This window comes from Paenibacillus sp. FJAT-26967 (genome assembly GCF_001541095.1).
In the GTDB taxonomy this organism is placed as follows: Bacteria; Bacillota; Bacilli; order Paenibacillales; family NBRC-103111; genus Paenibacillus_F.
Genome location: NZ_LMXH01000001.1, coordinates 2,260,546 through 2,282,554, shown reverse-complemented (window position 1 = coordinate 2,282,554; position 22,009 = coordinate 2,260,546). Strand labels below are relative to the sequence as shown.

Genomic DNA, 22,009 nt, shown 5'->3' with positions numbered 1-22,009 from the left:
GATTCCCTCCCTTAAATGACTGTAACTTTTGACAAATCAACGACCCAGAGGCCTTTAAGCGCAGCATAAGTCAGCTTATCCATCGTCGCGCCGTCAAAGCAGACGGTTTTGAAGGCTAAATACGATTTGTTTGTCACGGAAAAAGGCAGACGGAAGGAGACGTTCTTGAGTGTTGCCCCTCTAAACGAAACATCGTTCAGTGCAGACTTGTTAAACTTGACACCTATAAACGTTTGCCCTTCAAAAGATAGTCCGCTGAGGTCGGAATAGGTGAAGTCAACGCCGTCAAAGATACAGTTCTCAAAGGTTGTTTTTCTAAGGTCGATCTTAGTCAGCTTGACGTCGGTCAGTTTCACTCCTGTGAATTTGGCCCCATCAAGCCCCGAACTGCTGAAATTGGTGCGAACAAGTAATGTTTTGTTGAAGCTTGCATTTCTTAGATCAAGCGTGGATAAGCTGCAGTCCGTCAAATTGGCGCCGTCAAAATTAGCTTCGCGTACGTCGCTGCTCGTAAACGAAGTACCTGTCAAATCTGCATTCGAAAAGTCGGAACCGCGCAATGAGCTGCTTTTAAACTGTCCATTATGGGCCGTAACCCCCGCAAAATCACTCTCTGCCAGGTTGATGGCGCTAAAATTGGTCACTACTTGCCGCTCCAGCGAACGGGAGAGATTGGCTACCTCCAGGATCGTTTGCTCAATGTCACCGATACTGTCAACAGTTATCTTAAACGCGGTTTCATCGTCCTTGCCCTCAGCTCTGAGTTCACGGTATCGCTCCTGCAAATCGGAAAGCAGGTCGGCCTTTAATTCGGTAACGCTCTTAACTCTGTCGTATGGCGTAAACACGCTGTTTAGATAATCCGTCAATTTCTGATTCATCCCATCAAATCCCCTCATAACAAGTTTTCTAATACGCGCTTTGCATACTCCCAATTGCTTTTGTTGCGGGCGTATGTATCCTTGCCCTTATCAGTAATCCTAAAATATTTGCGCCGTCCGCCCTGTGATTCATCGCCCCAATACCACTCGATGTCACCGTCCGCTTCAAGCCGCCGGAAGCTGGAGTACATCGTGGCTTCCTTTAATTCGTACTCGCCGCCCGAACGTTCGGCTATCAGCTTCACAATCTCGTAACCGTAATGATCAGCCTCGGACAAAAGCCGTAAAATCATCGTATCCGTATGTCCGCGAAGCAGGTCGGATGTGATCTTGTTCTCGCTCATTTAATCATCTCCATAATTGCATAATAAGATATATTACTGTGACTGTCAAGGTAGTATTGTAATTATAATACTTTGTCTATTCCTCCATATAAGCAGTACCCTCATTGAAAACCCTCCTCTTAAGAACATGTATCGTTAAAACAAAAAAAGCCGCATTCATGCGACTCTTTTACGGTAAAAATAAAGGGAATCCGATTAAGTGCCCTTCTTATTCAAAAAAACCTAGTCGTATTCGCCAATGAAGCCATGATTTCCATCGTACGATAATACGTTATCGCATCTTTGGCTTCGTAAGCGGTTATGGTACCGTTTGGAAGTCTGCGTACACCGGGTATGCACGAAGCAATTTCCGCCTGACCGCTGTGCATGAATTCGATGTGTACTTCAACCGGCAATTTGACTTGAAACGGCGCAAGTTGATCGATTTTTCCCATCGCTTCTTTGGTTCTGGCCATGAGTACTTTACGGCTCTGCTGCAGGGATAGGCAGATCGCAGATGTTCTGGACAGTGCTTGCTTGACTATGCCGGTCACTGCATCCGGAACAATTCGCTTCGTCTCTTCGGAAGCTTTGTCGTCTCCGGTAACAAGAGCCACCGGGACGCCCAGCAAGCCGGCGTAGATCGTATTAAATCCGATCTCTCCCACTTCCACGCCATTGACTGTCATATTCTTGAACCAATACGCATGGCTCAGAACACCAGGCATTCCATGCCTGGCATGATACCCAACAAAGAAAACAGCCGCGAAGTCGGAAGTTAGACCGGACATCATATAGTTATCCCGGGGAATACCCGAAATTAACGTCGCCCCGGGATGCAAATGATCCAATCGGAGGTTATTCCCGGAAGAATGGCTGTCGGCAACGACGATTTCAGTTGCTCCTCCTTCCAAGGCAGACTCGATTACTGCGTTAACGTCATGTTCCATGAGTCTACGTCCATATTCATAATTCGGCTCGCTCGGCAGAAGGAAATCAGCATTCGTAACACCCGTGATCCCTTCCATGTCCGCTGAAATGTATATTTTCATGCTTCTAAAACGATGCAGGCTGAATGTCCCTGCGTGCCTTCTACGTCGTTTCCTTCCTTACGCCAGTACTCGATGCCTCCAAGCATTTCTTTAACTTTGAAACCGAGTCCGGATAAACGGGCTGCTCCTTTGGTCCCGCCATTGCAAGCAGGTCCCCAACAATAGACTACAATGACTTGATCTTTGGAAAAACCCGCGGTCGTCTCGGCGCTGATCAGATTGGATGGAAGATTAATCGAGCCTGGTACGTGGCACTCCCCATACGCACGGGCGCTTCGAACGTCGATAAGCACAAATTCATTAAGGCCATGCTGCATGTCGTATTTTACATCGGAGACGTCCGTTTCCATGGAAAGTTTGTTCATATAGTGCCGATGAGTCTGCTCCGGCGAAGCGGCAGGTGTTTCGAGTACGAGTGAAAAGCGTGTTTGATCTGTCATTTGGATTCCCTCCATTGGATGTCTTCTTCTTGAAATCAATATAGCACGATCACAGACACCGGAGTTATCGATAGAATTCTATACATTCCATCAATCATTTTGATAATTGACGCTGCTAATAAGCTCCAAGAAACCAAGAAACGCTTTTGACTTCCACTTTTTATTGGAGTAAATCAACTGGGTGTAGAACTTGAATTCAGGATGAACGAAAGGAATCGCGATAATTTGGGCTTTACGGATTTCTTCCGCAACCGCTATTCGGGGCAATAGGGCAATACCCAGACCGTAGGTTACACATTGCTTAATCGCTTCCAAATTACCGAATTGGTAGGATAGACTGAAATTCACTTGGTTCGCTTTCAATACCTTGAGCAGCAGGGCCCGATAGGTACAGCCATCCTCGGTCAAGATCAGCGATTCGCTCTCCAGATCTTCAACATGGATTTCACTTAGACCGCTGAATTTATGCTCCGGATTTGTAATAATGACCAATCTTTCTTCTCGCAAGATGCTGCTGTTAAGTTCCGGATCTCTAAACGGAGGATCGAGAATGATTCCGACGTCCAGCTCCCCTTCTTTGACCGACTCGACAATGTATGGCTCGTTTCCCGGCTGAATGACAACGTTCACGTCCGGATAATCGCGTCGAAATGCTTGCAGATGCTGCGGCAGGTAAAAAGCCGCTAACGTCTCGATCGTGCCGATGGAGAGTGTTCCTTTGGATTGCTTCGCTACAACTTCTTTAGATTCTTCATGCAGCCTGTGAATCTCATTGGCGTATTGCAGGAGCGCTTCCCCAGCCATTGTCAACTTCATGCTTCTACCGTAACGTTCCAATAGTGTGGTCCCGTAAGACTCTTCCAGCCTCTGAATCTGCGTCGTGATGCTCGACTGCGCATATCCCAGAGCTTCCCCTGCCTTAGTGTAGCTCCCCCATTTCGCCACTTCACGAAAGGTTCTCAAATAAGTCAGTTCCACGGTTACCGCCTCGATTCGCATAAGTTCCAGACACTTTATCATGTTCGCAAGATTACGGCAAATGCAGATTTTACGATTCAGTTGAAATGAATTAACACTTACTTTTACAACAGTACCTGTAATAAAAGTGCGTACTTACATCATTGAATTATTTTTTTTATACTCAAATTATCAAGAAGGAGGAAATTCATATGAGAACTCTTGTTATCGTGGCACATCCTAACTTAGAAACGTCTGTAATAAACAAACAGTGGACAGAGGAATTACTAAAATACCCCGACAAGTATACGGTTCACGAATTGCATAAGGTATACCCGGATGGAAATATTGACATAGAAAAAGAGCAAAAGTTAGTAGAATCGCACGGCAACCTTGTTTTTCAGTTCCCTGTTCATTGGTTTAATTGTCCCTCACTCTTAAAAAAATGGCTTGACGATGTACTATCATATGGCTGGGCTTATGGATCCGCAGGCGACAAATTAAAGGACCGCAAAGTTGCACTCGGTGTTTCGGCAGGAATCAAAAAAGAAAACTATAGCAAGCAAGGAAGATATCGATATACACTTGAGCAAATGTTGGTTTCTTTCGAGACGACTTTTCAATATTGCGAAGCAAATTATCGTTCGCTCTTTGCTGTTTACGGGCAAGAAGACAAGGCAGGCGAAAATGTGCCGGGTTCGGAAAGCGAACAAACGGATAACGAATTGATCAATAGCGCGCAGAATTATTTAAGATTTATCGATAATATGTAAGCTGCCTATAACGCTCTATAACAATTAAGTATTTCCTCTATAGGGAAATACTTCTTTTACATTCCCCAAGGTAATACCTATGGCTGTACCCGATTCTTCGACGCCATGTTTTTCTCCCCCCACTCGCACATCATATTCAAAAGCGGCATCAGGGATAAACCGCGTTCAGATAATGAGTACTCAACCTTTGGAGGTACTTGAGGGAATTCCTCGCGTATAACAATCCCATCTGCGACCATCTCTTTCAACATCATACTGAGGGTTTTAAAGGTGATCGAACCGATGCATCGCTTTAGTTCGTTAAACCGCATAACTTTATTTTCTGACAGCCAATACATAATGATCATTTTATATTTACCGCCTACAATGGACAATGTATATCCGAAGCCGGTGTCATTAAGTCTCACTCCGCTCGGAACACAGGTATCTTTCATTACATCCACTCTCCATTTCTTTACGATCATTTCTGAATTCCTCTTCGCTTGGTTTCAAGACTCAGACTTCTTTCTTTATAGTATAGAAAAGTTAAGTGATATTACATTAAAATTATACACTTCTAGCTAAATATCCATGTAAACATTTCCATTTTGGTAGAAAGTTAGGGGTTTGAAACCTTACCTGGAACAACGCTGCTCATTTTGCATGCTGCTTTCTCTCTTATAAACTCTTGCGGCTTCTTTTTCAAAATCTAGCAGTTAGACATTTCTTGAGATCACTAGTGAATCCTACCGCTTGAAAGCTTTCCGGAGGACGAAAATGATTAAAGATCACAATCTTGCAAAAAGTTTCCCATTGTGCAATTTTGCCCATTGGGTAATAATATAATGTATTGGATAAAATTCAGAGCTTCGTCTTTGAACTAAAGAAAAGGAGGGCGCATGTAACTTGAACGCTAAGCAGACGCTGCGCGACAAAAAAAAGGAAGCCACCGCCTATGCCTTGGCCGAGGCCGCCTTTAAGCTTGCGCTTGAACAAGGCATGGACGGCTTCATCGTCGAAGACGTTGTTCGGCAGGCCGGTTTCTCCCGGCGGACCTTTGCCAATTACTTCTCGTGTAAAGAGGAGGCGGTCGCGGCATATTTTATGGGCAGCGTCTCCAATGAAGATGAGACGCTGCTGTTTGCGGATCTGCCCCCGGATACAACCCCGCTCGATGCGCTGTACAGCTTGCTCAAAATGCAGTTTACCTCGGAGTTTCTGTATAAACTGCGGCAATTCGTATCGCTCGCGAATCAGTACCCGTCGCTTGAGCCTTATATTCTCAGCGTTTTCCGCCGCTTACAAATCGCCGCGCAAGAAGTGCTCGAAAAATTCTCCCATGGACGATATAGCGAAGGGTATACTCATCTTCTTGCCGGTGCCGTTTACGGAGCGTTCGTGCCTATTCTTGACGGGCGGCTGAACGTTCTGCTCCCGGGCGAAGCGTCAGATGAACGCTCGGGTGCCATGTCATTCGATCAATATTTGAATTCTATGTTTGCTTATTTGCACAACGGCTTCTAATTCAGAGATAAAAAGGAGAACCATCTGATGTCTACATTTCTGTACCGATTGGGAAAATCGGCTTATTCTAAACCGTGGTATTTCCTCTTGCCCTGGATCGTCATCCTCGGTGTTATAGGTGCCTTGCTCGGCGCCAATGGCATCCATTCCAGCTCCGAAATGAAAATCGAAGGCACGGAATCGCAAAAAGTGCTCGATATGCTGGCTGAGGAGCTTCCAGCCGCTGCCGGCGGCCAGGCTAGTGTGGCCTTTACCGCGCCGGACGGAGAACGTCTTGACACCCCGCAGCGGGTAGCATTAATCCTGAAAGCTATCAATGAAGTCTACAGCATGGACTATATCATCAACCCCGCCGAACTGGCCGCCAAAGCCGCTGCCGGACAGACAGCCGCCGCGGATTCGTCAGCAGCTGCCGGACAAGCAGGTGCTGCTGGACAAACGGCTGGACAAACAGACGCTGCAGGACAGGCCGTTCCTTACGGTCCGCTCTTTGCGGAGGGCGTTCCGGTTCCAGGCGTTATGCTTTCTGCCGACGGCAGCATCGCCTTGTTCCAGTTCCAGTTCACCGTCCAGCAGACGTCCCTGCCCGCTTCCGTGCCGGATAACGTTATCAAAGCCGTGAGCGAAGCTGAGCAGGGCGGATCGGGCATCACGGCCATTCCAAGTGATTCGCTCAAGAGCACGCCATCCATCGGATCGACGGAAGCAATCGGTGTTGCCGTCGCCGCGGTTGTTCTGTTTATTACGCTCGGCTCGGTCGTTGCCGCCGGGCTGCCGCTGATTACCGCGCTCCTTGGCGTCGCGATCAGCGTCGGAGGCGCTTTTGCTCTATCTAATATCATCCAGATGAATGATATTACTCCCATTCTCGCCGTCATGATCGGTCTGGCTGTCGGAATCGATTACTCGCTGTTTATTGTGAACCGGCAGCGGCGGTTGATTCTCGATGAGCAACTAAGCGCCCACGAAGCTGCAGGCCGGGCACTTGGCACCGCAGGCAGCGCTGTATTTTTTGCCGGGCTGACCGTCATTATCGCTCTGTGCGGCATGTTGGTCATCGGGATTGGATTTTTGTCGACCATGGCTCTGGTTGCCGCTGCAAGTGTTCTGATCACCGTCCTGCTCGCGCTGACTCTGCTGCCTGCGCTGCTGGGTCTGGTCGGTGAGCGGATCTGTACATCCAAGGCCCGCACGAAAAACGAAACCTCAGGCAAGAAAACCTTAAACGGGTTTTCACACCGCTGGGCGCGCGCCACAGTAAAATACCGCTGGATCATCATTATTGCGGTGATCGTGGTTCTTGCAACGGCGGCGATTCCAGTAACGAAAATGGAACTGGGCATTCCGTCCGGCGCCTCGGCCAACTTGGATACCCCGGCACGCCAAAGCTATGACATCATATCCAAAGGTTTCGGAGAAGGCTTCAACGGACCGCTGCTCCTGGTGGCCGAGGCGAAAAAAGACTCCGGCAAAATTTCTCCGCAAACGCTTGGCAAGCTTGTTCAGGAGCTGCAAATGCACGATAACGTCACGCTTGTGGCCCCAATGGGCTTCAACGAGACCGGGGATTTAGCCATTATCAGTCTGATCCCGAAAACAGGTCCGACGGATACGAAGACTAGAGATCTGGTGCAGGATCTGCGCGATCCCGGTTCCAGCTTTGCGTCGGCGAATAATGTTACGCTTGGCGTGACCGGATTTACAGCCATCAACATTGATATGTCCTCCAAGCTTTCCGAGGCCTTCCCTATGTATATTGGCATCATTGTAATTCTGTCGCTGATCATCTTGCTGCTCGTTTTCCGTTCGGTCATCGTTCCGGTCAAAGCGACGGTTGGCTTTGTTCTCAGCATCTTGGCCACCTTCGGCCTGACTACTGCCGTTTACCAGTGGGGATGGCTGCATTCCCTGTTCGGGTTTGACACTGGAGGACCGCTGCTCAGTTTTATGCCGATTCTAGTCACGGGCATTCTGTACGGACTGGCGATGGATTATCAGGTTTTCTTGGTGAGTTCCATGCGTGAGGCTTACGTTCACGGGCGCCGCGGTAACGAAAGTGTCATTCACGGCTACGATCTCGCCAGCCGCGTCGTGCTTGCCGCAGGCGTAATCATGGTTTCTGTCTTTGCCGGCTTTATTTTCGCACCTGACGCCATGATCAAACAAATCGGTTTCGCATTGGCGTTCGGTATCCTGATCGACGCATTCATCGTACGTATGACACTCGTTCCGGCCATCATGGCGGTCTTCGGCGACAAAGCCTGGTGGCTTCCGAAATGGCTGGACCGGTTGCTTCCGAACCTCGATGTCGAAGGCGACAAACTGATCGCCAAGCTTCATGCCGAGAGCGGAGATAAGAGTTAATAAAGGAAGGCTATAAATGCCTTCCCCCTTAAGTCCAAGAAAGGAGAGCCTGCGGACAATGTCCGAAGCTCTCCTTTCTTTTGTTTCCAGTCGAAGATCGAATTTAAAGACTATATATTTCGTTTCTCACACTCAAACGGTTCTTCACAAGAGCCAATCTCTTAGAAAATCCCATATACGGGATATTATCTTTCAGACATTTAGAGACCTAATGCCGGCGGTTAGTCACAATGATGCGCGAACATCAAGCTAAAATGCTAAAAAGCACCCTAATCGGTGCTTTTTATTTCGCCTAGAATGTCAGTACAGGTTCAGACGATAACATCCCTCCCCTTTTACTTCTTCACAGCACCAGGTCAACCTCTTATCTGTCGTTCACTATCCCTTGATTCGTCGGATTTCTTGCACGATCTGTTCCTTCTTATTCATTTTCAACGAATAGAGTACAGGTGCAGTCGGAATCTCAAACTTGAGATGTGAATGAGGAATTTCCGTCAATAAAGTTCCAATAGGTTGTTGGCTTTGTTTATTTCGTATAACACTCCAAAATATCCGGGATCTATTTTCCTCGGTCCCCCATTTTTCAAGCGAATTTCGGAATAGTAAACATTTACCGATAATGAAATCATTGTCCTCAAGAGGTTCCATTGCTTCAAAGCCGGCGTCCTTAAGGCCATCAAACAGTGCCGGCATCAATTGGTCCAAATACAGTCCATAGGCAGCATCCTCGATCTCATGAAAAGCGGCCGTTAGTTGATCGTGCATCGAATCGTATAAGGGCTTCCATGCCGATTCAATATACTGATTACCTGCCTGGCCAATCTCCTCGATTGTCATATTGTAATGAAAAACTGGATTAAAGGTCATTCTTATTCCTCCTTGATTGGATTTGTCTTCATCATACAACATATAAGCCAATTGGAAGGTTTTCCGGAAATATGCAAATAATATCAACATAAGGACCACAAAAACATTATAATAGTTTTAATGTTTTTGTTCATTAGAGAGGCGGGAAAACATGGGCATACGACCGAAAAAACTGGCGAATAAATTTAAGATATGCGCCAACACTTTACGAAACTACGAAACGAAGGGCTTAATTCCTCCTGCTGAGCGATCTGTCAATGGATATCGCATGTATACGGAACTGCATGAGGCTTATCTGGCATGTATTCAAGCTTTGGCCCCTGCATTCGGGATGGAAGTGACGACGGAGGTGATGCATAGTCTCCAAAAAAATGAGTTGGACGATGCATTGTGGATCATCAGGGAAAGGGAGGTCATGCTGCATCGTGAAAAAGCAAGCTTGGATCAACTAGTAAGGGAGCTGAATTTGTATACCAACGAAAATCAAACTTACGACTTGAACCAACGCTTCCGCATCCACGAGGTCTCTAGACGGACGGGAATTCCTAAATCGGCGATCCGTTATTGGGAGAAATGCGGCCTCTTCACTGCTGAGCGGGACCCTGATAATGAATATCGACTATATAATGAAGGACATCTTCTTAAAATTAAAATGATTCAGGTGTTGCAAAACTCTGTATATTCCGAGGAGACCGTAAGCTTAAAGCAATTGATCGCACATGTAGAAATACAAAACATCATGCATGCGATGAAGCTTGTGGAAAGTATCCGTATCTATCAGCATAAAACGATCAAACTCCAGATGCGGGGCATTTACTTCCTATATCGCTTGATTCAAGCGGTCCCCCAGATGCAATCGCGCTTTTCTCCGGGGTAGCCAACAGCCGGTCCCCTCGCTCTTACAATATTTCGATATACCCTTCTGTTCCATGTACGCGAATTCGCTGCCCATCTTTGATCAGCTTGGTAGCATGCTCCACTCCGACAACTGCCGGCAAGCCATATTCACGTGCGATAACGGCTCCATGGGTCATCAGTCCGCCAACTTCAGTAACGAGGCCTTGTATCGATACAAAGAGCGGCGTCCAGCTAGGATCAGTAAATGAGGTGACTAATATGTCTCCCTCTTCCAGGTTAGCTTCTTCCATGTTAAAGATGACACGCGCCCGACCCTCTATAACTCCGGAAGAAACAGGCAAACCAGCCAGAGCATTGACCGGGAGATTTTCTCTTTTGTACTCCCCCGCAATGATTTCACCATCCGACGTGATAACACGCGGCGGAGTTAGCTTTTCATAGAATTTGTACTCGTCTTTTCGTTTGTTGATGATCCGGTAATCCAGTTGGTTGGTGTGTACGACTTCACGAAGTTCTTCAAAATTGAGATAGTAGATATCTTCTAGTTCATAAATAACGCCCGCTTGCAGGAGTTGTTCGGCTTCTCTCCGTAAAGCCTGTTTATAAACGAAATAGCGATTAATCATGCCGTATTTGGGATATTCCCTAAACCCGCTGAAATTTCGGATCAGGTCGATCCTTCGTTTGGTTTCCAGGGCTTTTTGTTCCCCGTCCGGTAAGTGCTTTAATCGCTCTAGCAACTCTTGTTCTTTGTTCCAAGCTTCCTGTCGTCCCTGCTCGAATTTTCGTTTGCTGGCATTGGGCTCAAAGTTTTTGATGTTGCTGAGAATCAAGGGGACAAGTGTAGTTGGTTTTTCGCTCCAACGGGCTTTGGTGATATCAATTTCTCCGGCACATCGCATCCCGTACTTGTCGAGATAAGCACGGATCGCGTCTTGCGTCTCCTGTCCGCCATTCAGTTTAACCAGTTCATCCAGAAAGCTGTCGTCTTGTACATGCTGCAGATAATTTATAACTTCCGGAAAAGCACGAATCACATCAGCGACATCTAGTAGCGCCAGACCCATTTCCGAAGTAATATTGCCCGGTACAGATTGAGTAAGTGTATCTGCTGCGTTTTTCTCACCCAGCCACTCCTTCATTTTTTCATTAATCCATTTTGAAGCACCCATAGCGGCCATAATCACATCCAGGCTTTGCGGGTCAAATATAATTTTCTTTAATTGCTGGAGATCTTCTAGGATAAAATCAAATAAATCCGATCCTGATTTCGCCTGGATGTTATGCTTTAACTCTTCTATCGAGGTTTGACTACGCTTAATATAATAAGAAACGATAGTCGGATCGTAGTCGAATTGAGCTTGAACGCCTTCAGACGGCATGCCTTTAGTGCTTTTACCGGAACTCCCTTCTTGTTCATCAATTGCGGACGATTTTATAAAATCCCCCCGCTCTATGATGGTCAAAAGCGCGTCTTTGATAAGCGGATCGGATTGTCCCAGGGTATTTAATAAAGTTTCTCTGCTGTTGGGTGAAGACAGCATATGTGTAACATCAACAAACAGCCTTCCACCGGCTTTACGCATGGGTGCTGGAGTCGTTAACAGGAAAAAAGCCAGCCCCAGCGGTTTCATGGGATCTGTCATCATTTGTTGATGACCGACAGATACGTAAACATGGTTGTCTTCATCATTCGTTTCAGGAATCGGGAATAAAGTCGTGATTGGCCGGCTCTGGACCATATAAAAGGTATCTTGGGCCAAACACCATTCGATATCTTGCGGCTGGCCGAAATAAGCTTCGATCTGTCTTCCTATGCGTGCTAACCGTAAAATTTGCTCTTCAGAAAGCGTTTGAGTCTTTTGCCGATCAGGAGCGATCTGCCGGGTCTCTGTTCCGCCTTCTTTTAGCGCATAAATGGCCAATTTCTTGGCTGCTATCCTCATATCGACGATTTTCTCTTCCTGTACTTTATAACCATCGGCTGATACTAAGCCAGAGACCAGCGCTTCTCCAAGTCCAAAACTGGCATCGATGGACAGCACCTTTCTGCTCGAAGTAATCGGATCTGCGGTAAATAAAACTCCGGAAGCCTGTGGAAAAACCATTCTTTGAACGATAACGGATAAATAGACCTGATTATGGTCAAATCCGTTCTGCATCCGGTAGATGACCGCGCGATCCGTAAACAGGGAAGCCCAACATTTGCTGATATGCTGCAAGATGGCTTCAATGCCGATGATATTTAGATAAGTGTCCTGTTGACCTGCAAAAGAGGCATGCGGCAAATCTTCAGCGGTCGCGCTGGAACGCACGGCATAAGCATGCTCATCTCCAACTTGGGAGAGATTGCGAGTAACGGCTCTCACAACATCGGAAGGAATTTCAGCTTCCCTAATGATTTGCCGAATCTTCCTGCTGATTTCACCAATTTGTTCCCGTTCCTCTACTTTTAGCATGGCTAGTTGATCGAGCAAAGCATGATACATTTCGTTTTGATGAATGACTTTTTGATATCCCACTGTTGTAATACAAAATCCTTCGGGTACTTGTATTCCTGCTATTTTTGATAATTCCCCTAAATTCAACCCTTTTCCGCCGACAAGCATAAGCTGCGTTTTATCGATTTCTTGAAATCCGAGAACCAAAGAATTCATCATTATCTCTCCTAACCATTAAAATTGAGAAAAACATTTGACGGGAGTTTATCGGTGTGGTAAAATTAAATTATAAGATGGTATATCTATGCTCTTATAATTTTGAAAGTCGTAAACTGATTATATCATCGTGTCCGTTTAGACGCAATATAAAAGAACCTGATACAAATCCCCAGGTTCTTTTTTTGATATTCCGCTATCATACTCACATCAAAAACCTCATCAACTAACCAAACAATAAATCCAGAATCTTTTCATCCGCTCTTCTGTTCTTTCCTTTATATGGGTAGCAGTGAATATGAATCGCTGGATTAAAATTAAGTTCTATAATGCTGTAATTGGTATCGTCTGCTTCTTCCTCTATTGAATCAATCATCATATCCACACCACATATGGCCGCTCCTGCAGCTTTAGCGGATTGAACGGCAAGATCCTTATAGCTGTCCGGTATTACATCCGTTAGATCGATACTGTCTCCTCCTGTACTTATGTTCGAATTTTCTCTGAGATAGATGACTTTCCCCGCTTGGGGTATATCGTTCCAACGCCTATCATGGTTCTTCAAAAACATCTCTTCTGCTTCCCCTAATTGAATTTTCTCAAGGGGAGTCTTATACCCTTTGCCTCTGAGAGGGTCCTTATTCTTCTCATGAACAAGCTGCTCTATCGTGTGGATTCCGTCTCCGACTACATTTGCAGGGACACGATGCAGAACTCCTATGACCTCATCTCCCATAACTAGAAAGCGATATTCCTTGCCTGTCATAAATTCCTCAAGAAGGATTGTCCCATCGTGTGTAAAGGCTATTTTAAACGCTTTTTCCATATCCTCTTTCGAATAATCTCGATTAAATATCGTTATGCCTAGCCCATAATTAGTTGATTTCGGCTTAATTACAATGGGAGTGCCGCGATACATTTCGTAGGCAGACAGAGCTTCTTCCATACTCTGGAACGCTTCTCCAGACGGCACACGAATTCCATGCTGTTTGAGCACGGCTTTCGTCACCACCTTATTCTCCATAATTAACACCGTACTATAAGAGTCTAGGGACGTTTTCGTAGCCTGCTTCACATACTCTCTATGATTACCTTGTGAAAGTAAGACAAAATTCTCTTCCCGGTCAACCAAATTAAACCGTATGCCTCGTTTGACCGCTGCCTTTAAAAGAAGTTGGGTTGACAATTCGAGATCTTCATATCCTGCAAACCGGTATCCATTTTGGACACTTTGCCGGGCGTATTTTTTTGCCTTTTCCAAATGGTAGGACAGATAGGATGATTTCTGAACCTCGGTCTTCACTATTGAGGCGACATTTAGCTCAGCATGAAGAATCTTTTGCTTTTCTCCGTCCAGGATCTGAAGATAATCCTCGTTTCCGGGAAACAGGAGCTGCACCATTTCCTTCATCTCCCCGATAAAAGCGAGAGCCATTTCTTCCATGGTGAACTGACTATACTCAGGCTCGTTTAAATAACCCTGTATCCCTTGCATGATCATCTGATCCTGATTGATATTAGCTATTCTCATATTTTCTTCATCGAAGGCTTCATCTACTTTTAACACCATAAATAGAATAAACAGATGGATAAAGTGCATCATTTCTTTGCTTATACCAATCTTATAAAGCGGATTGATGTCGATAAATCGAAGCTCCAAGTAGGCTACTCCGTCTTCTACAAGTTCTTGGCAGAGGTTGATTCCCTTCGAGGTCTTTAAACGGATAGGGCTGTAAAATTCTTTGACGCTCAGTAATTCATTCTGCTGGATCAACCGGTTTAAATCATGAACATACTCATGGACCGAGTTAAACGAAACATAATAGGATTTTTCGTTCCGATAGCCACACATACTGTTTCGAAGGGAGTTCATGATCGGAAAATAATAACTCTTATTATCATGAGAATCGGCCATTCTTACACATTTTTCCATATAGGTATTATCAAAAACAGGACTTGCTCCTGTCAGATAGATGAGAAGCCAACGATATCTAAGCAAGTTACGGGCTACTTTAAAATAAATCGCATCTTTAAATTCCTTGAAATCTTTATGCCGCTCCTGGATAGCATAGAGTCTTGCAAGAAGTTTCTCATCGAATGAAAAATTATAATGAATTCCGCTTAACAGTTGTCTCTTACGCCCATACTTATCCGCCAATACACTTCGATACCCGTCTGCGATGGGGTCACTCATTCGGGCAATCGGAATTTCCTTCTCATCGGGCAGCATGGGAGGATTGCTGCTTGGCCACAAATATTCTTCTTCCAATTCTACAGAAACTATGTCATGCAAGGCTTCCATGAAGTGATAAGTCGCTTCAATCGACTCAATGGCGGGGGTTATCATCTCGATTTGACTCTCCGAGAAATCAGTTTGAATATAAGGATTCTCCGTTTTACTTCCAAAAGCTTTAGGGTGAGGTGTCAGGGCAAGTTTCCCCTCCGGGTCGACCCGTACATTTTCTTTTTCCAACCCAAAAAGTCCTCGAAGCAGATCGTTTTGAAGTCCGTTGTCTATGACAACCTGTACAAGTTCACGATTTAACAATTTCATGGTTATGACCGTCCTTTATTCGGGTTCATTAAGAAATCAAAACGATGCCCTTAATCACACTGCTCAGCGCAAACGACATCCAAACTTTATTTAAATAATATGTTCTGCATCCATCAATTTTATTTGATATGTAAGTTAAAAAAATTAGTTCTTTGCAGGAGGATAGAAAAGGCAGCACAGCTTTTCGGATAGGAGTCCCTTGATCTCTTCATCGTTCAATTCATAGTAGTTCCATTTCCCGACCCGTTCCATAAGGATCATATTTGCATCAAGCAGCATTTTTAGATGGTAGGAGAGTTTCGATTGAGGCAATTCCAGCATGTCGGTCAGGTCACATACACATACTTTGCCTCGCTGATTTAATTCATAGATGATCCTCAGCCGGTTCTTATCAGACAGGGCTTTGAACTTTTGTTCATACAGACTTAGAACATCTTCCTGTATAAGTGGGTCCTTCATAGTGTCACCTCAACCTCCCATCAATTTATTTTGATGTATCTATCATAGCAAGTCATTACAAACACGTCAAACATCCATTTTTTGTTATCCCATTATCAAGTAGTGGTGACTTGGCTCTAAAATAAAAACAGCGGCACCATGGTCAAGAAATTAAGACCTGGAATGCCCCTGTTCTATTGAGGTATCGTTATACGTTAACGACTGTTATCTAGCCGGCACTACCCTATCGCCTCCATCGGTATGTTAACAGAAGCCATCGCATTTTTCTTTTGCTCATCATTAATATGCGTATAGAGATCGGTGGTTTCAATAGACGCATGCCCCATAAGTTCCTTCACAATTCGGATATCGTGTCCTTTTTTCAGCATCATTGTTGCAAAAGAGTGCCGCAGCTTATGGCAGGATAAATTCATGTCCGTTACCTTTGGATTTTTCTCCTTAAAAGCTGAAAAAGTTTGGTTGGCGATCTTCTGGATCTGTCTGATCGAGAGTCGTCTTCCTTTTTGTGATACAAAGAAGGCGTCTTCTTTGGAGCTGTAAGGAGTAAGCCGCTCCTCCAAGACATTGCTTAAATAGTCCTTAAGCATATCGGGAAGCGGGATTTCATTCCACTTTCGACCCTTACCGAACACTTCGATAGTTCCTTTTGCCTTCTTGAAATTCAAGAGGTTCAACCGGTGCACTTCACCTACCCTCAGTCCGCAATAACCCATTAGCAGGAATATGGCTATATTTCGGTTCCGATACCTTCCGCTTATATAATCCAGGCTTTGTACCAGCTCTTCTTCTTCGAGATAGACGGGCTTCTTATTTTTCTCGGTCTTGGATTTTCTCACTTCCAACGCCGGATTCTTCACCGCCAAATCGAAGTCGATTAAAGCGCTATAAAAGGATCTTACTGCTGAGAGTGACCGGTTTCTTGTAGACTCACCCGCCGTTTTTTGCTTGGAAACAAGAAAGTTGATCACGCCTATCTTGCCGGCCTCTTCAATTGGACCGCCTTCTAAGGATTGCAGAAAGCACAGCACTTCCCGGTTATACTCTTTTTGCGTTGCCTCGGTATATCCGAATTGTTTCATCCATAATGAAAATGCACGGATCTGCTCCGCATATTTCTCTTTGATTTCATATCTGCTCATCAGATGCGTTCTCTCTCCTCCATCAACATGTGCTCACCGGTACATCTGGATTGCTTCTAAGCGTTAGGCCGGTAAGAGCAAACGAATCCTTCTTCATTTTCTAACAAAAAAACTATCCAACATACAAACCTCGAAGACAAAAGAGGCCCTGCTACTGGTCGTAAATAAAATAAAAATCGATTTAAAAGGAAAGTGCGCCAAATATGTATTTGGCGCACTTATTATAACACATATCTGCCTTAGTTTGGTCACTACAAATACTAAAAAAGATACGAACAAAGCCTGTTCTTTTCACATCGCGATTCGGAGATGGTGAAATGGATCGATACCCGTAAACTCGATATCTGACAGCTATCCATGTTATATTATCCGAACGTACATTTGAGCGGGAGCTCAAGAAAGATCACAATAAACAGCGGCAGCCAAGGATGATAATAATCTCCTTTAGCTGCCGCTGTTTATTTCATGCCTAATTTTAATTCGCTACCGGTACAAACGACCATTGGCTCGTCCAATAGGTTGCCGGTACACTGCCCTGCTGCACGTTACCGGTCATATTCTCGGTGTGCAGGAACATCCCGTTGCTGCGGTTCTGAATCCGCCTGTAGCCTTCCTGGCTTACTTCAGTCCAATTGCTGGTTGTCACCGAGGGCGCTACGCTGCCATATCCTGCATTCGTTCCTGGCGCACCGTTCATGTACTCGCCTGTCCAACGGTTTTTATACCGCGTATAGCCATCTGTCGTTTTTTCTCTCATCCATTGCGAACTCCAATAGGTTGCCGGCACACTTCCGTACTGAACGCTGCCTGTCTTCTGCTGGATGTGCATGGACTGGCCGGTTTGACGGTTCTTGATCTGTACGAACGGTTCCGGATAGCCGCCGTTTTTCTTCCAGACGCGAACATAGTCAACAAACCATTTCTTCGGAAATACGTTGTTGTGCTGACCGGAGCCGGCATCTGTATAGATGCCCAGTATCATGCCCATCGGGCTCTGCGGCGCCTGATTGATCGTCTTGTAGAGCTGGTTGTCATAATAGAAATTAAGGGCTGTCGGCGTCCATTCCATCCCATAGATGTGAAACTCCTCTGTCGGGTTGCCGGACGGAACCGGGTCCTCGAACCCCTCCCAATACGAAAGGAAATCCGGATCGTTCCAGCCATAAGCGGCGATCCTCCACGTTTGCGGCTTGCTGAAGAAGGACTCGATAATGTCGATCTCGGAATTTTTGGTCGTTTGGCCGTTCGCGTCCGTATCCTCCTGTGTTCCAACCAGCCACCAGGCTTGATGTCCGCCGCCGCCCGCATTGGAAAACTTGGCCCGGATCTCAAAATACCCGTATTTGGTGCTGTAGCCGTTAAATTCCGGTTCATGATGATCATTAGGCATGGAGCCGTTAAACCGGTGAAGCCAATCCCGGTTATACGTCTGAATGCTCGACACGCGAACCGTGGTGTCGTACGCCGGATTCCACGCAGGGGTATCGGCGTCGATGCGTTCGACCAGGTTGCCGTTCTCGATCGTATAGCGTGCTGCCGCTTTGGTGCGGTCGCTTGTCCAGTGCGGCAAATAATAGGGCAGCCACTTTTGCGTATCGAGCGTAGCACTGTTGAACTCCTCTTGAAAATCAAGCGTATAACCGGACTTCGTTGTCGGGTTGGCAGGGAAATCGGCTGCGGCTGCCTCTCCCGCCGTCCAAGTACCAAGTGCAAGACCCATTACCGATATCAAGCCTGCTGTTCTTCTGATCCATTGCTTCATAAGTTATGTTCCTCCTTTGGATAGTTCGGTACTTTCATCCTTCTTAACGCCGTCCTCCGTTAACGGGCTTTTCTTCATATCTGCGATTCGCCAGGCATTCCCCTCCTTTACCAGGTCAACGACCCGTTGCTGCTTATAAAACTTGCCGAGCGACAGCTTGCGCTGGGCAAGATATTGCGGTTCACTAGCGACGAATTCAAATTCGTCCTCCACCTTCGCCTGTGCCAGGCGATAATCGGCGGAGAAGGTGATGTCGTACCAGGCCAGATTTCGCTGCTTAATCTCGATTTGCTGCTGCGCATACAGTTCCTTTAGCCCATCTTGATAGCGCTTTCCAAGATTGCTGCGAAAAGTCTCCGTATAATAAGCAAGCTCCTCCTCCGGCTGTAAGTTCTTGTAGCTCCGGTTATTGATGACATTCGCATGCATGATAAGCAGTTTGCGAACCGCGATAACATCGGGATGATCGTCCGCTACGCTTTCCGCCGCATTCCCTCCTGCATCCTTCACATGCCACAATGTCTGAGCTGCACGATCGGCTTGTTTCTGCGCTTCTGATGTGCGTTTTTCCGGCGTACATCCTGTGAGCATAGTACCCATTACAGCCAACAATACGACTGCAATCAGAATTGTAACGGTAAGCCGGCTGCGCGCCGAGCCTTTCGCATTTCGCTTCATTCCCGCTGCCTCCTCTTCTCGCTCTTTTAGGTTACAACGTCATTATAGAAGTAAGTACGAATTATCCCTATATGAGATTTTATCGTTTTCTATGGTAAATCCCGTGGTATCCTGTTCCAACCCCGTCCATAAGAAAAAACGAGCCCTTATCGGACTCGCTGGCCTTAGTTTCTCAATGTAAAAAGTGTTATACGGCTCTCGCAGCATTACCCTCCGGCCGTGCAAGCGAGGCTGACCGCGGGAATTCCAGCATCACCGTCGTTCCCTCATGAAGGACGCTTGTAATCCGCAGCCCATACGGCTCTCCGCAATAGTAGCGTATACGCTCATGCACGTTGCGAAGCCCGTATCCTCCCGCCGACTCCCGCTCCAGTAATGTCGCGCACACAGATGGATCCATGCCCGCGCCATTATCTTGGACTGTCAAAAAGACTGAATCCGCAGTAAGCTCTGCCCGAATGAGCAGCAGTCCGCCCGCTTCTTCTCGCTCATCCAGACCGTGAATGATCGCATTCTCCACGATCGGTTGCAGCACAAAATGCACGATTTCGCAGTTCTGCACCTGTTCGTCAATTTCATATACAACCTCCAGCCGTTCGCTGTGCATCATCCGCTGGATTTCGATATAAGCTTGAATGTTGGCGAGTTCTTCCGAAACGGTCGTCACCGTCTTCCCCTGGTTCAGGCTGGTGCGGTAAAATTTCGAGAGCATGTTAGCCGCCCGGCTGATTTCAGGAGCTTCAAGCCGCACCGCTTTCCAGTTGATCAGTGACAACGTGTTGTACAGAAAATGCGGGTTGATCTGTGCCTGCAGCGCTGCAAGCTCCGCTTCTTTTTCCTGGGTGCGTGCTTCGTCCACTTCCTGAATTAAGGTTCGGATACGCCGTACCATCTTATCGAAGCTGGCGGTCAACTCACCGATTTCATCGCTTGATGCCGTCCGGAACGGAACATGAAAATCACCGTTCTCGACCGCGACTATACTGCGCTTGAGCGCATGAATCGGCTTTACGAGCGTCCGCGAGAACAGCCAGATAAGTACGAGCAGTACAATTCCCGACAACAGCAGCACGGATACCGTCGCACCTAGAATATCGGAAGAACTGACCAGCACGCTATCCTTCGGCGCCACGTAGTATACGGTCCACTCCGTTTGCGAAATCGGTACCCCGGTCGACACGTACATGCTTCCGTCCACGCGGATGGATTGCTGCTGCTTTCCCCCGATCTGTGCCGCCAACGATTCGCCCACACCCCCGTTGTACAGAATTCTCCCCCCGTCATCTTTGATCAGATACCTCCCTTCGCCCGCGAGGTCCCCCTCCAGTTTTGCAAACACCTGATCATGATCGAGCCGGATACGGAGTACACCCGCGAAGGTCGTATTGTCGCTCCGCTGGATCGCATGCGAAGCATAGAGGACACTGCTTTCGTCATAGTGCCATAGTGTCTGGTTGCTGCTTTTGGCCTCCCTGTACCATTTCGTTTGCCGCACCTCGTCACTCGGATAAATAAAACTGCCGATTTGCCGCCCCACATAGTCCGAATAGAAGACAACTTCCTTCAGCTCCCGGTGAATGTTGATATAATACCAAATTGTCGGCTCAATATTCTCGTTCAACTCGCGTGTATAGCTGAGCATGTTGTCAAGCTCCCGCCCGGAGACCTTCTTCACGACCGGATGATACACCATAAAATCGATAAAGCTGCGCACCTTCTCCAGCTCCTGATCCACATTAGCTGCACTCTGGCGTACCGTATCGTTCATCCCGAGCAGTGCCTGCTTCTCCAGATAGCCTTCCGCGGCTCGATAGGCGAACACGCCGAGTGAGGCAACCGGCAGCACGCCAATAATCAAATAAGTAACGATAAGCTTGTGCATTAACTTACGGTTACGAAAGAGAGAGAGCAGCATATTCAAGATGAGCGCACCTTCTCCCGGTATTGAGCAGGCGTCATGCCGAAGTGGTTTTTGAACATCGCCCCGAAGTAGGACATATCTGCGAATCCGACCATCCTGCATACGTCGACGATTTTGTAATTGTTCTGATTGAGCAGCTCCTGCGCCTTCTCCATGCGAAGTTGATTAATATATTTCACGATGCTCTGGCCGGTCGTCCGTTTGAAAATATGACTGAGATAGCTGCCGGACAGATGTACATGCCGGGCCAGCTGATCCAGGCTCAGATCGCGGTCAAACTGCTGCTCGATCAGACGGATAACCTCATGTACCGCCCGCTTGCGGTGCGCTTCCTCCGCACCTGACGGTTCGGCATCCTCTTCGGCGGCAGCGGTGTACCGCTTGACCGGCTGCGGCTGAGACGGCTGGGGGCTGTAAGACTGCGGCTCAAAGTCAGTTGCCAGAAGTCGCATGACATCCAGAAATTCATCCGGTTCTATAGGCTTAAGCAAGTAGTGCTTCACCTGCAGCGTAATCGCCCTGCGGGCGTATTCGAATTCGCCATGCCCGCTTAGAATAATGATTCGAAGCTCCGGCTTCAGGTCGCGGGCCTCCTGAGCAAGCTGTAAACCGTCCATGAACGGCATCCGGATATCCGTCAGCAGCACATCAAATTGCATCTCCTGAAGCATTGCAAGCGCTTGCTTTCCATTCCTCGCCTCCGCGATATCCATGGGCAGCCGGTGTTTCTCAATCAAATACCGGATTCCGTCCCGTTCATTCTGATCGTCATCTGCCACAAGCATGCGAAGCATACGTCCTCCTCCTTTACGACTTTATTC

General features: G+C 46.8%; 19 protein-coding genes. 4 read left to right on the top strand and 15 right to left on the bottom strand.

Annotated features, from left to right (window positions below):
- Positions 1 to 11: 11 nt before the first annotated feature.
- The 5 genes from AR333_RS09785 to AR333_RS09765 all read right to left on the bottom strand — a co-directional run bounded on the left by AR333_RS09785 (position 12) and on the right by AR333_RS09765 (position 3,674).
- On the bottom strand, positions 12 to 881 hold the full coding sequence (locus tag AR333_RS09785; protein WP_068775053.1) for a pentapeptide repeat-containing protein: 870 nt from the start codon (positions 879 to 881) through the stop codon (positions 12 to 14).
- Positions 882 to 895: 14 nt separating this feature from the next.
- Positions 896 to 1,225, bottom strand: coding sequence for a PadR family transcriptional regulator (locus AR333_RS09780; RefSeq protein WP_042226496.1), 330 nt, complete (start codon positions 1,223 to 1,225; stop codon positions 896 to 898).
- Positions 1,226 to 1,437: 212 nt separating this feature from the next.
- The gene (locus AR333_RS09775) at positions 1,438 to 2,256 is read right to left on the bottom strand and encodes a M55 family metallopeptidase (RefSeq protein ID WP_068775052.1); all 819 of its coding nucleotides are present in this window, start codon (positions 2,254 to 2,256) and stop codon (positions 1,438 to 1,440) included.
- Complete coding sequence (locus AR333_RS09770) at positions 2,253 to 2,696, bottom strand: rhodanese-like domain-containing protein (RefSeq protein WP_068775051.1); 444 nt, start codon at positions 2,694 to 2,696, stop codon at positions 2,253 to 2,255. Before AR333_RS09770 ends, AR333_RS09775 begins: the two co-directional genes overlap by 4 nt.
- A 90-nt stretch (positions 2,697 to 2,786) precedes the next feature.
- Positions 2,787 to 3,674 carry a LysR family transcriptional regulator gene (locus AR333_RS09765; RefSeq protein WP_068775203.1) on the bottom strand — a complete coding sequence of 296 codons (888 nt, stop codon included), beginning with the start codon at positions 3,672 to 3,674 and terminating at the stop codon, positions 2,787 to 2,789.
- A 191-nt stretch (positions 3,675 to 3,865) separates the two neighbouring features.
- Between AR333_RS09765 and AR333_RS09760 the strand changes: the two genes are divergently transcribed.
- Positions 3,866 to 4,426 carry an NAD(P)H-dependent oxidoreductase gene (locus AR333_RS09760; RefSeq protein WP_068775050.1) on the top strand — a complete coding sequence of 187 codons (561 nt, stop codon included), beginning with the start codon at positions 3,866 to 3,868 and terminating at the stop codon, positions 4,424 to 4,426.
- Positions 4,427 to 4,503: 77 nt separating this feature from the next.
- On the opposite strand, the gene AR333_RS09755 is transcribed toward AR333_RS09760, so the two are convergent.
- Entirely contained in the window at positions 4,504 to 4,860 is a 357-nt protein-coding gene (locus AR333_RS09755; protein ID WP_068775202.1) for a helix-turn-helix domain-containing protein, read from the bottom strand.
- A gap of 451 nt (positions 4,861 to 5,311) precedes the next feature.
- Between AR333_RS09755 and AR333_RS09750 the strand changes: the two genes are divergently transcribed.
- Complete coding sequence (locus tag AR333_RS09750) at positions 5,312 to 5,929, top strand: TetR/AcrR family transcriptional regulator (protein WP_068775049.1); 618 nt, start codon at positions 5,312 to 5,314, stop codon at positions 5,927 to 5,929.
- 27 nt (positions 5,930 to 5,956) lie between these two features.
- On the top strand, positions 5,957 to 8,293 hold the full coding sequence (locus tag AR333_RS09745; RefSeq protein WP_068775048.1) for an MMPL family transporter: 2,337 nt from the start codon (positions 5,957 to 5,959) through the stop codon (positions 8,291 to 8,293).
- Positions 8,294 to 8,671: 378 nt separating this feature from the next.
- Here AR333_RS09745 and AR333_RS09740 read toward each other — a convergent pair whose 3' ends face one another.
- Complete coding sequence (locus tag AR333_RS09740; RefSeq protein WP_068775047.1) at positions 8,672 to 9,160, bottom strand: DUF6022 family protein; 489 nt, start codon at positions 9,158 to 9,160, stop codon at positions 8,672 to 8,674.
- Positions 9,161 to 9,311: 151 nt separating this feature from the next.
- Between AR333_RS09740 and AR333_RS09735 the strand changes: the two genes are divergently transcribed.
- Positions 9,312 to 10,037: a MerR family transcriptional regulator gene (locus tag AR333_RS09735; protein WP_068775046.1), complete on the top strand. Its 726-nt coding sequence runs from the start codon at positions 9,312 to 9,314 to the stop codon at positions 10,035 to 10,037.
- Positions 10,038 to 10,059: 22 nt separating this feature from the next.
- Here the strand turns inward: AR333_RS09735 and ppsA are convergent, their stop codons facing one another.
- The 8 genes from ppsA to AR333_RS09695 form a co-directional block, all read right to left on the bottom strand.
- Positions 10,060 to 12,675, bottom strand: coding sequence for a phosphoenolpyruvate synthase (gene ppsA / locus AR333_RS09730; RefSeq protein ID WP_068775045.1), 2,616 nt, complete (start codon positions 12,673 to 12,675; stop codon positions 10,060 to 10,062).
- 226 nt (positions 12,676 to 12,901) lie between these two features.
- Complete coding sequence (gshAB, locus tag AR333_RS09725; RefSeq protein WP_068775044.1) at positions 12,902 to 15,229, bottom strand: bifunctional glutamate--cysteine ligase GshA/glutathione synthetase GshB; 2,328 nt, start codon at positions 15,227 to 15,229, stop codon at positions 12,902 to 12,904.
- A gap of 144 nt (positions 15,230 to 15,373) precedes the next feature.
- Positions 15,374 to 15,688: a helix-turn-helix transcriptional regulator gene (locus tag AR333_RS09720; protein ID WP_068775043.1), complete on the bottom strand. Its 315-nt coding sequence runs from the start codon at positions 15,686 to 15,688 to the stop codon at positions 15,374 to 15,376.
- A 218-nt stretch (positions 15,689 to 15,906) separates the two neighbouring features.
- Positions 15,907 to 16,827: a tyrosine-type recombinase/integrase gene (locus AR333_RS09715; protein ID WP_068775042.1), complete on the bottom strand. Its 921-nt coding sequence runs from the start codon at positions 16,825 to 16,827 to the stop codon at positions 15,907 to 15,909.
- 475 nt (positions 16,828 to 17,302) lie between these two features.
- Complete coding sequence (locus AR333_RS09710) at positions 17,303 to 18,589, bottom strand: glycoside hydrolase family 16 protein (protein ID WP_068775041.1); 1,287 nt, start codon at positions 18,587 to 18,589, stop codon at positions 17,303 to 17,305.
- 3 nt (positions 18,590 to 18,592) lie between these two features.
- Complete coding sequence (locus AR333_RS09705) at positions 18,593 to 19,267, bottom strand: hypothetical protein (protein WP_068775040.1); 675 nt, start codon at positions 19,265 to 19,267, stop codon at positions 18,593 to 18,595.
- A gap of 187 nt (positions 19,268 to 19,454) precedes the next feature.
- Complete coding sequence (locus tag AR333_RS09700; protein ID WP_253735799.1) at positions 19,455 to 21,182, bottom strand: sensor histidine kinase; 1,728 nt, start codon at positions 21,180 to 21,182, stop codon at positions 19,455 to 19,457.
- A 2-nt stretch (positions 21,183 to 21,184) separates the two neighbouring features.
- Positions 21,185 to 21,982 (bottom strand): response regulator, encoded by a 798-nt coding sequence (locus tag AR333_RS09695; protein ID WP_068775038.1) that lies wholly within the window; start codon positions 21,980 to 21,982, stop codon positions 21,185 to 21,187.
- Positions 21,983 to 22,009: the final 27 nt, after the last annotated feature.

Excerpts from the sequence above, each read along its gene's own strand:
- AR333_RS09785 (WP_068775053.1), bottom strand. The coding sequence starts at position 881 with ATGAATCAGAAATTGACGGATTATCTAAACAGCGTGTTTACGCCATAC.
- AR333_RS09780 (WP_042226496.1), bottom strand. The coding sequence starts at position 1,225 with ATGAGCGAGAACAAGATCACATCCGACCTGCTTCGCGGACATACGGAT.
- AR333_RS09775 (WP_068775052.1), bottom strand. The coding sequence starts at position 2,256 with ATGAAAATATACATTTCAGCGGACATGGAAGGGATCACGGGTGTTACG.
- AR333_RS09770 (WP_068775051.1), bottom strand. The coding sequence starts at position 2,696 with ATGACAGATCAAACACGCTTTTCACTCGTACTCGAAACACCTGCCGCT.
- AR333_RS09760 (WP_068775050.1), top strand. The coding sequence starts at position 3,866 with ATGAGAACTCTTGTTATCGTGGCACATCCTAACTTAGAAACGTCTGTA.
- AR333_RS09755 (WP_068775202.1), bottom strand. The coding sequence starts at position 4,860 with ATGAAAGATACCTGTGTTCCGAGCGGAGTGAGACTTAATGACACCGGC.
- AR333_RS09745 (WP_068775048.1), top strand. The coding sequence starts at position 5,957 with ATGTCTACATTTCTGTACCGATTGGGAAAATCGGCTTATTCTAAACCG.
- AR333_RS09740 (WP_068775047.1), bottom strand. The coding sequence starts at position 9,160 with ATGACCTTTAATCCAGTTTTTCATTACAATATGACAATCGAGGAGATT.
- AR333_RS09735 (WP_068775046.1), top strand. The coding sequence starts at position 9,312 with ATGGGCATACGACCGAAAAAACTGGCGAATAAATTTAAGATATGCGCC.
- ppsA (WP_068775045.1), bottom strand. The coding sequence starts at position 12,675 with ATGAATTCTTTGGTTCTCGGATTTCAAGAAATCGATAAAACGCAGCTT.
- gshAB (WP_068775044.1), bottom strand. The coding sequence starts at position 15,229 with ATGAAATTGTTAAATCGTGAACTTGTACAGGTTGTCATAGACAACGGA.
- AR333_RS09720 (WP_068775043.1), bottom strand. The coding sequence starts at position 15,688 with ATGAAGGACCCACTTATACAGGAAGATGTTCTAAGTCTGTATGAACAA.
- AR333_RS09715 (WP_068775042.1), bottom strand. The coding sequence starts at position 16,827 with ATGAGCAGATATGAAATCAAAGAGAAATATGCGGAGCAGATCCGTGCA.
- AR333_RS09710 (WP_068775041.1), bottom strand. The coding sequence starts at position 18,589 with ATGAAGCAATGGATCAGAAGAACAGCAGGCTTGATATCGGTAATGGGT.
- AR333_RS09705 (WP_068775040.1), bottom strand. The coding sequence starts at position 19,267 with ATGAAGCGAAATGCGAAAGGCTCGGCGCGCAGCCGGCTTACCGTTACA.
- AR333_RS09700 (WP_253735799.1), bottom strand. The coding sequence starts at position 21,182 with ATGCTGCTCTCTCTCTTTCGTAACCGTAAGTTAATGCACAAGCTTATC.
- AR333_RS09695 (WP_068775038.1), bottom strand. The coding sequence starts at position 21,982 with ATGCTTCGCATGCTTGTGGCAGATGACGATCAGAATGAACGGGACGGA.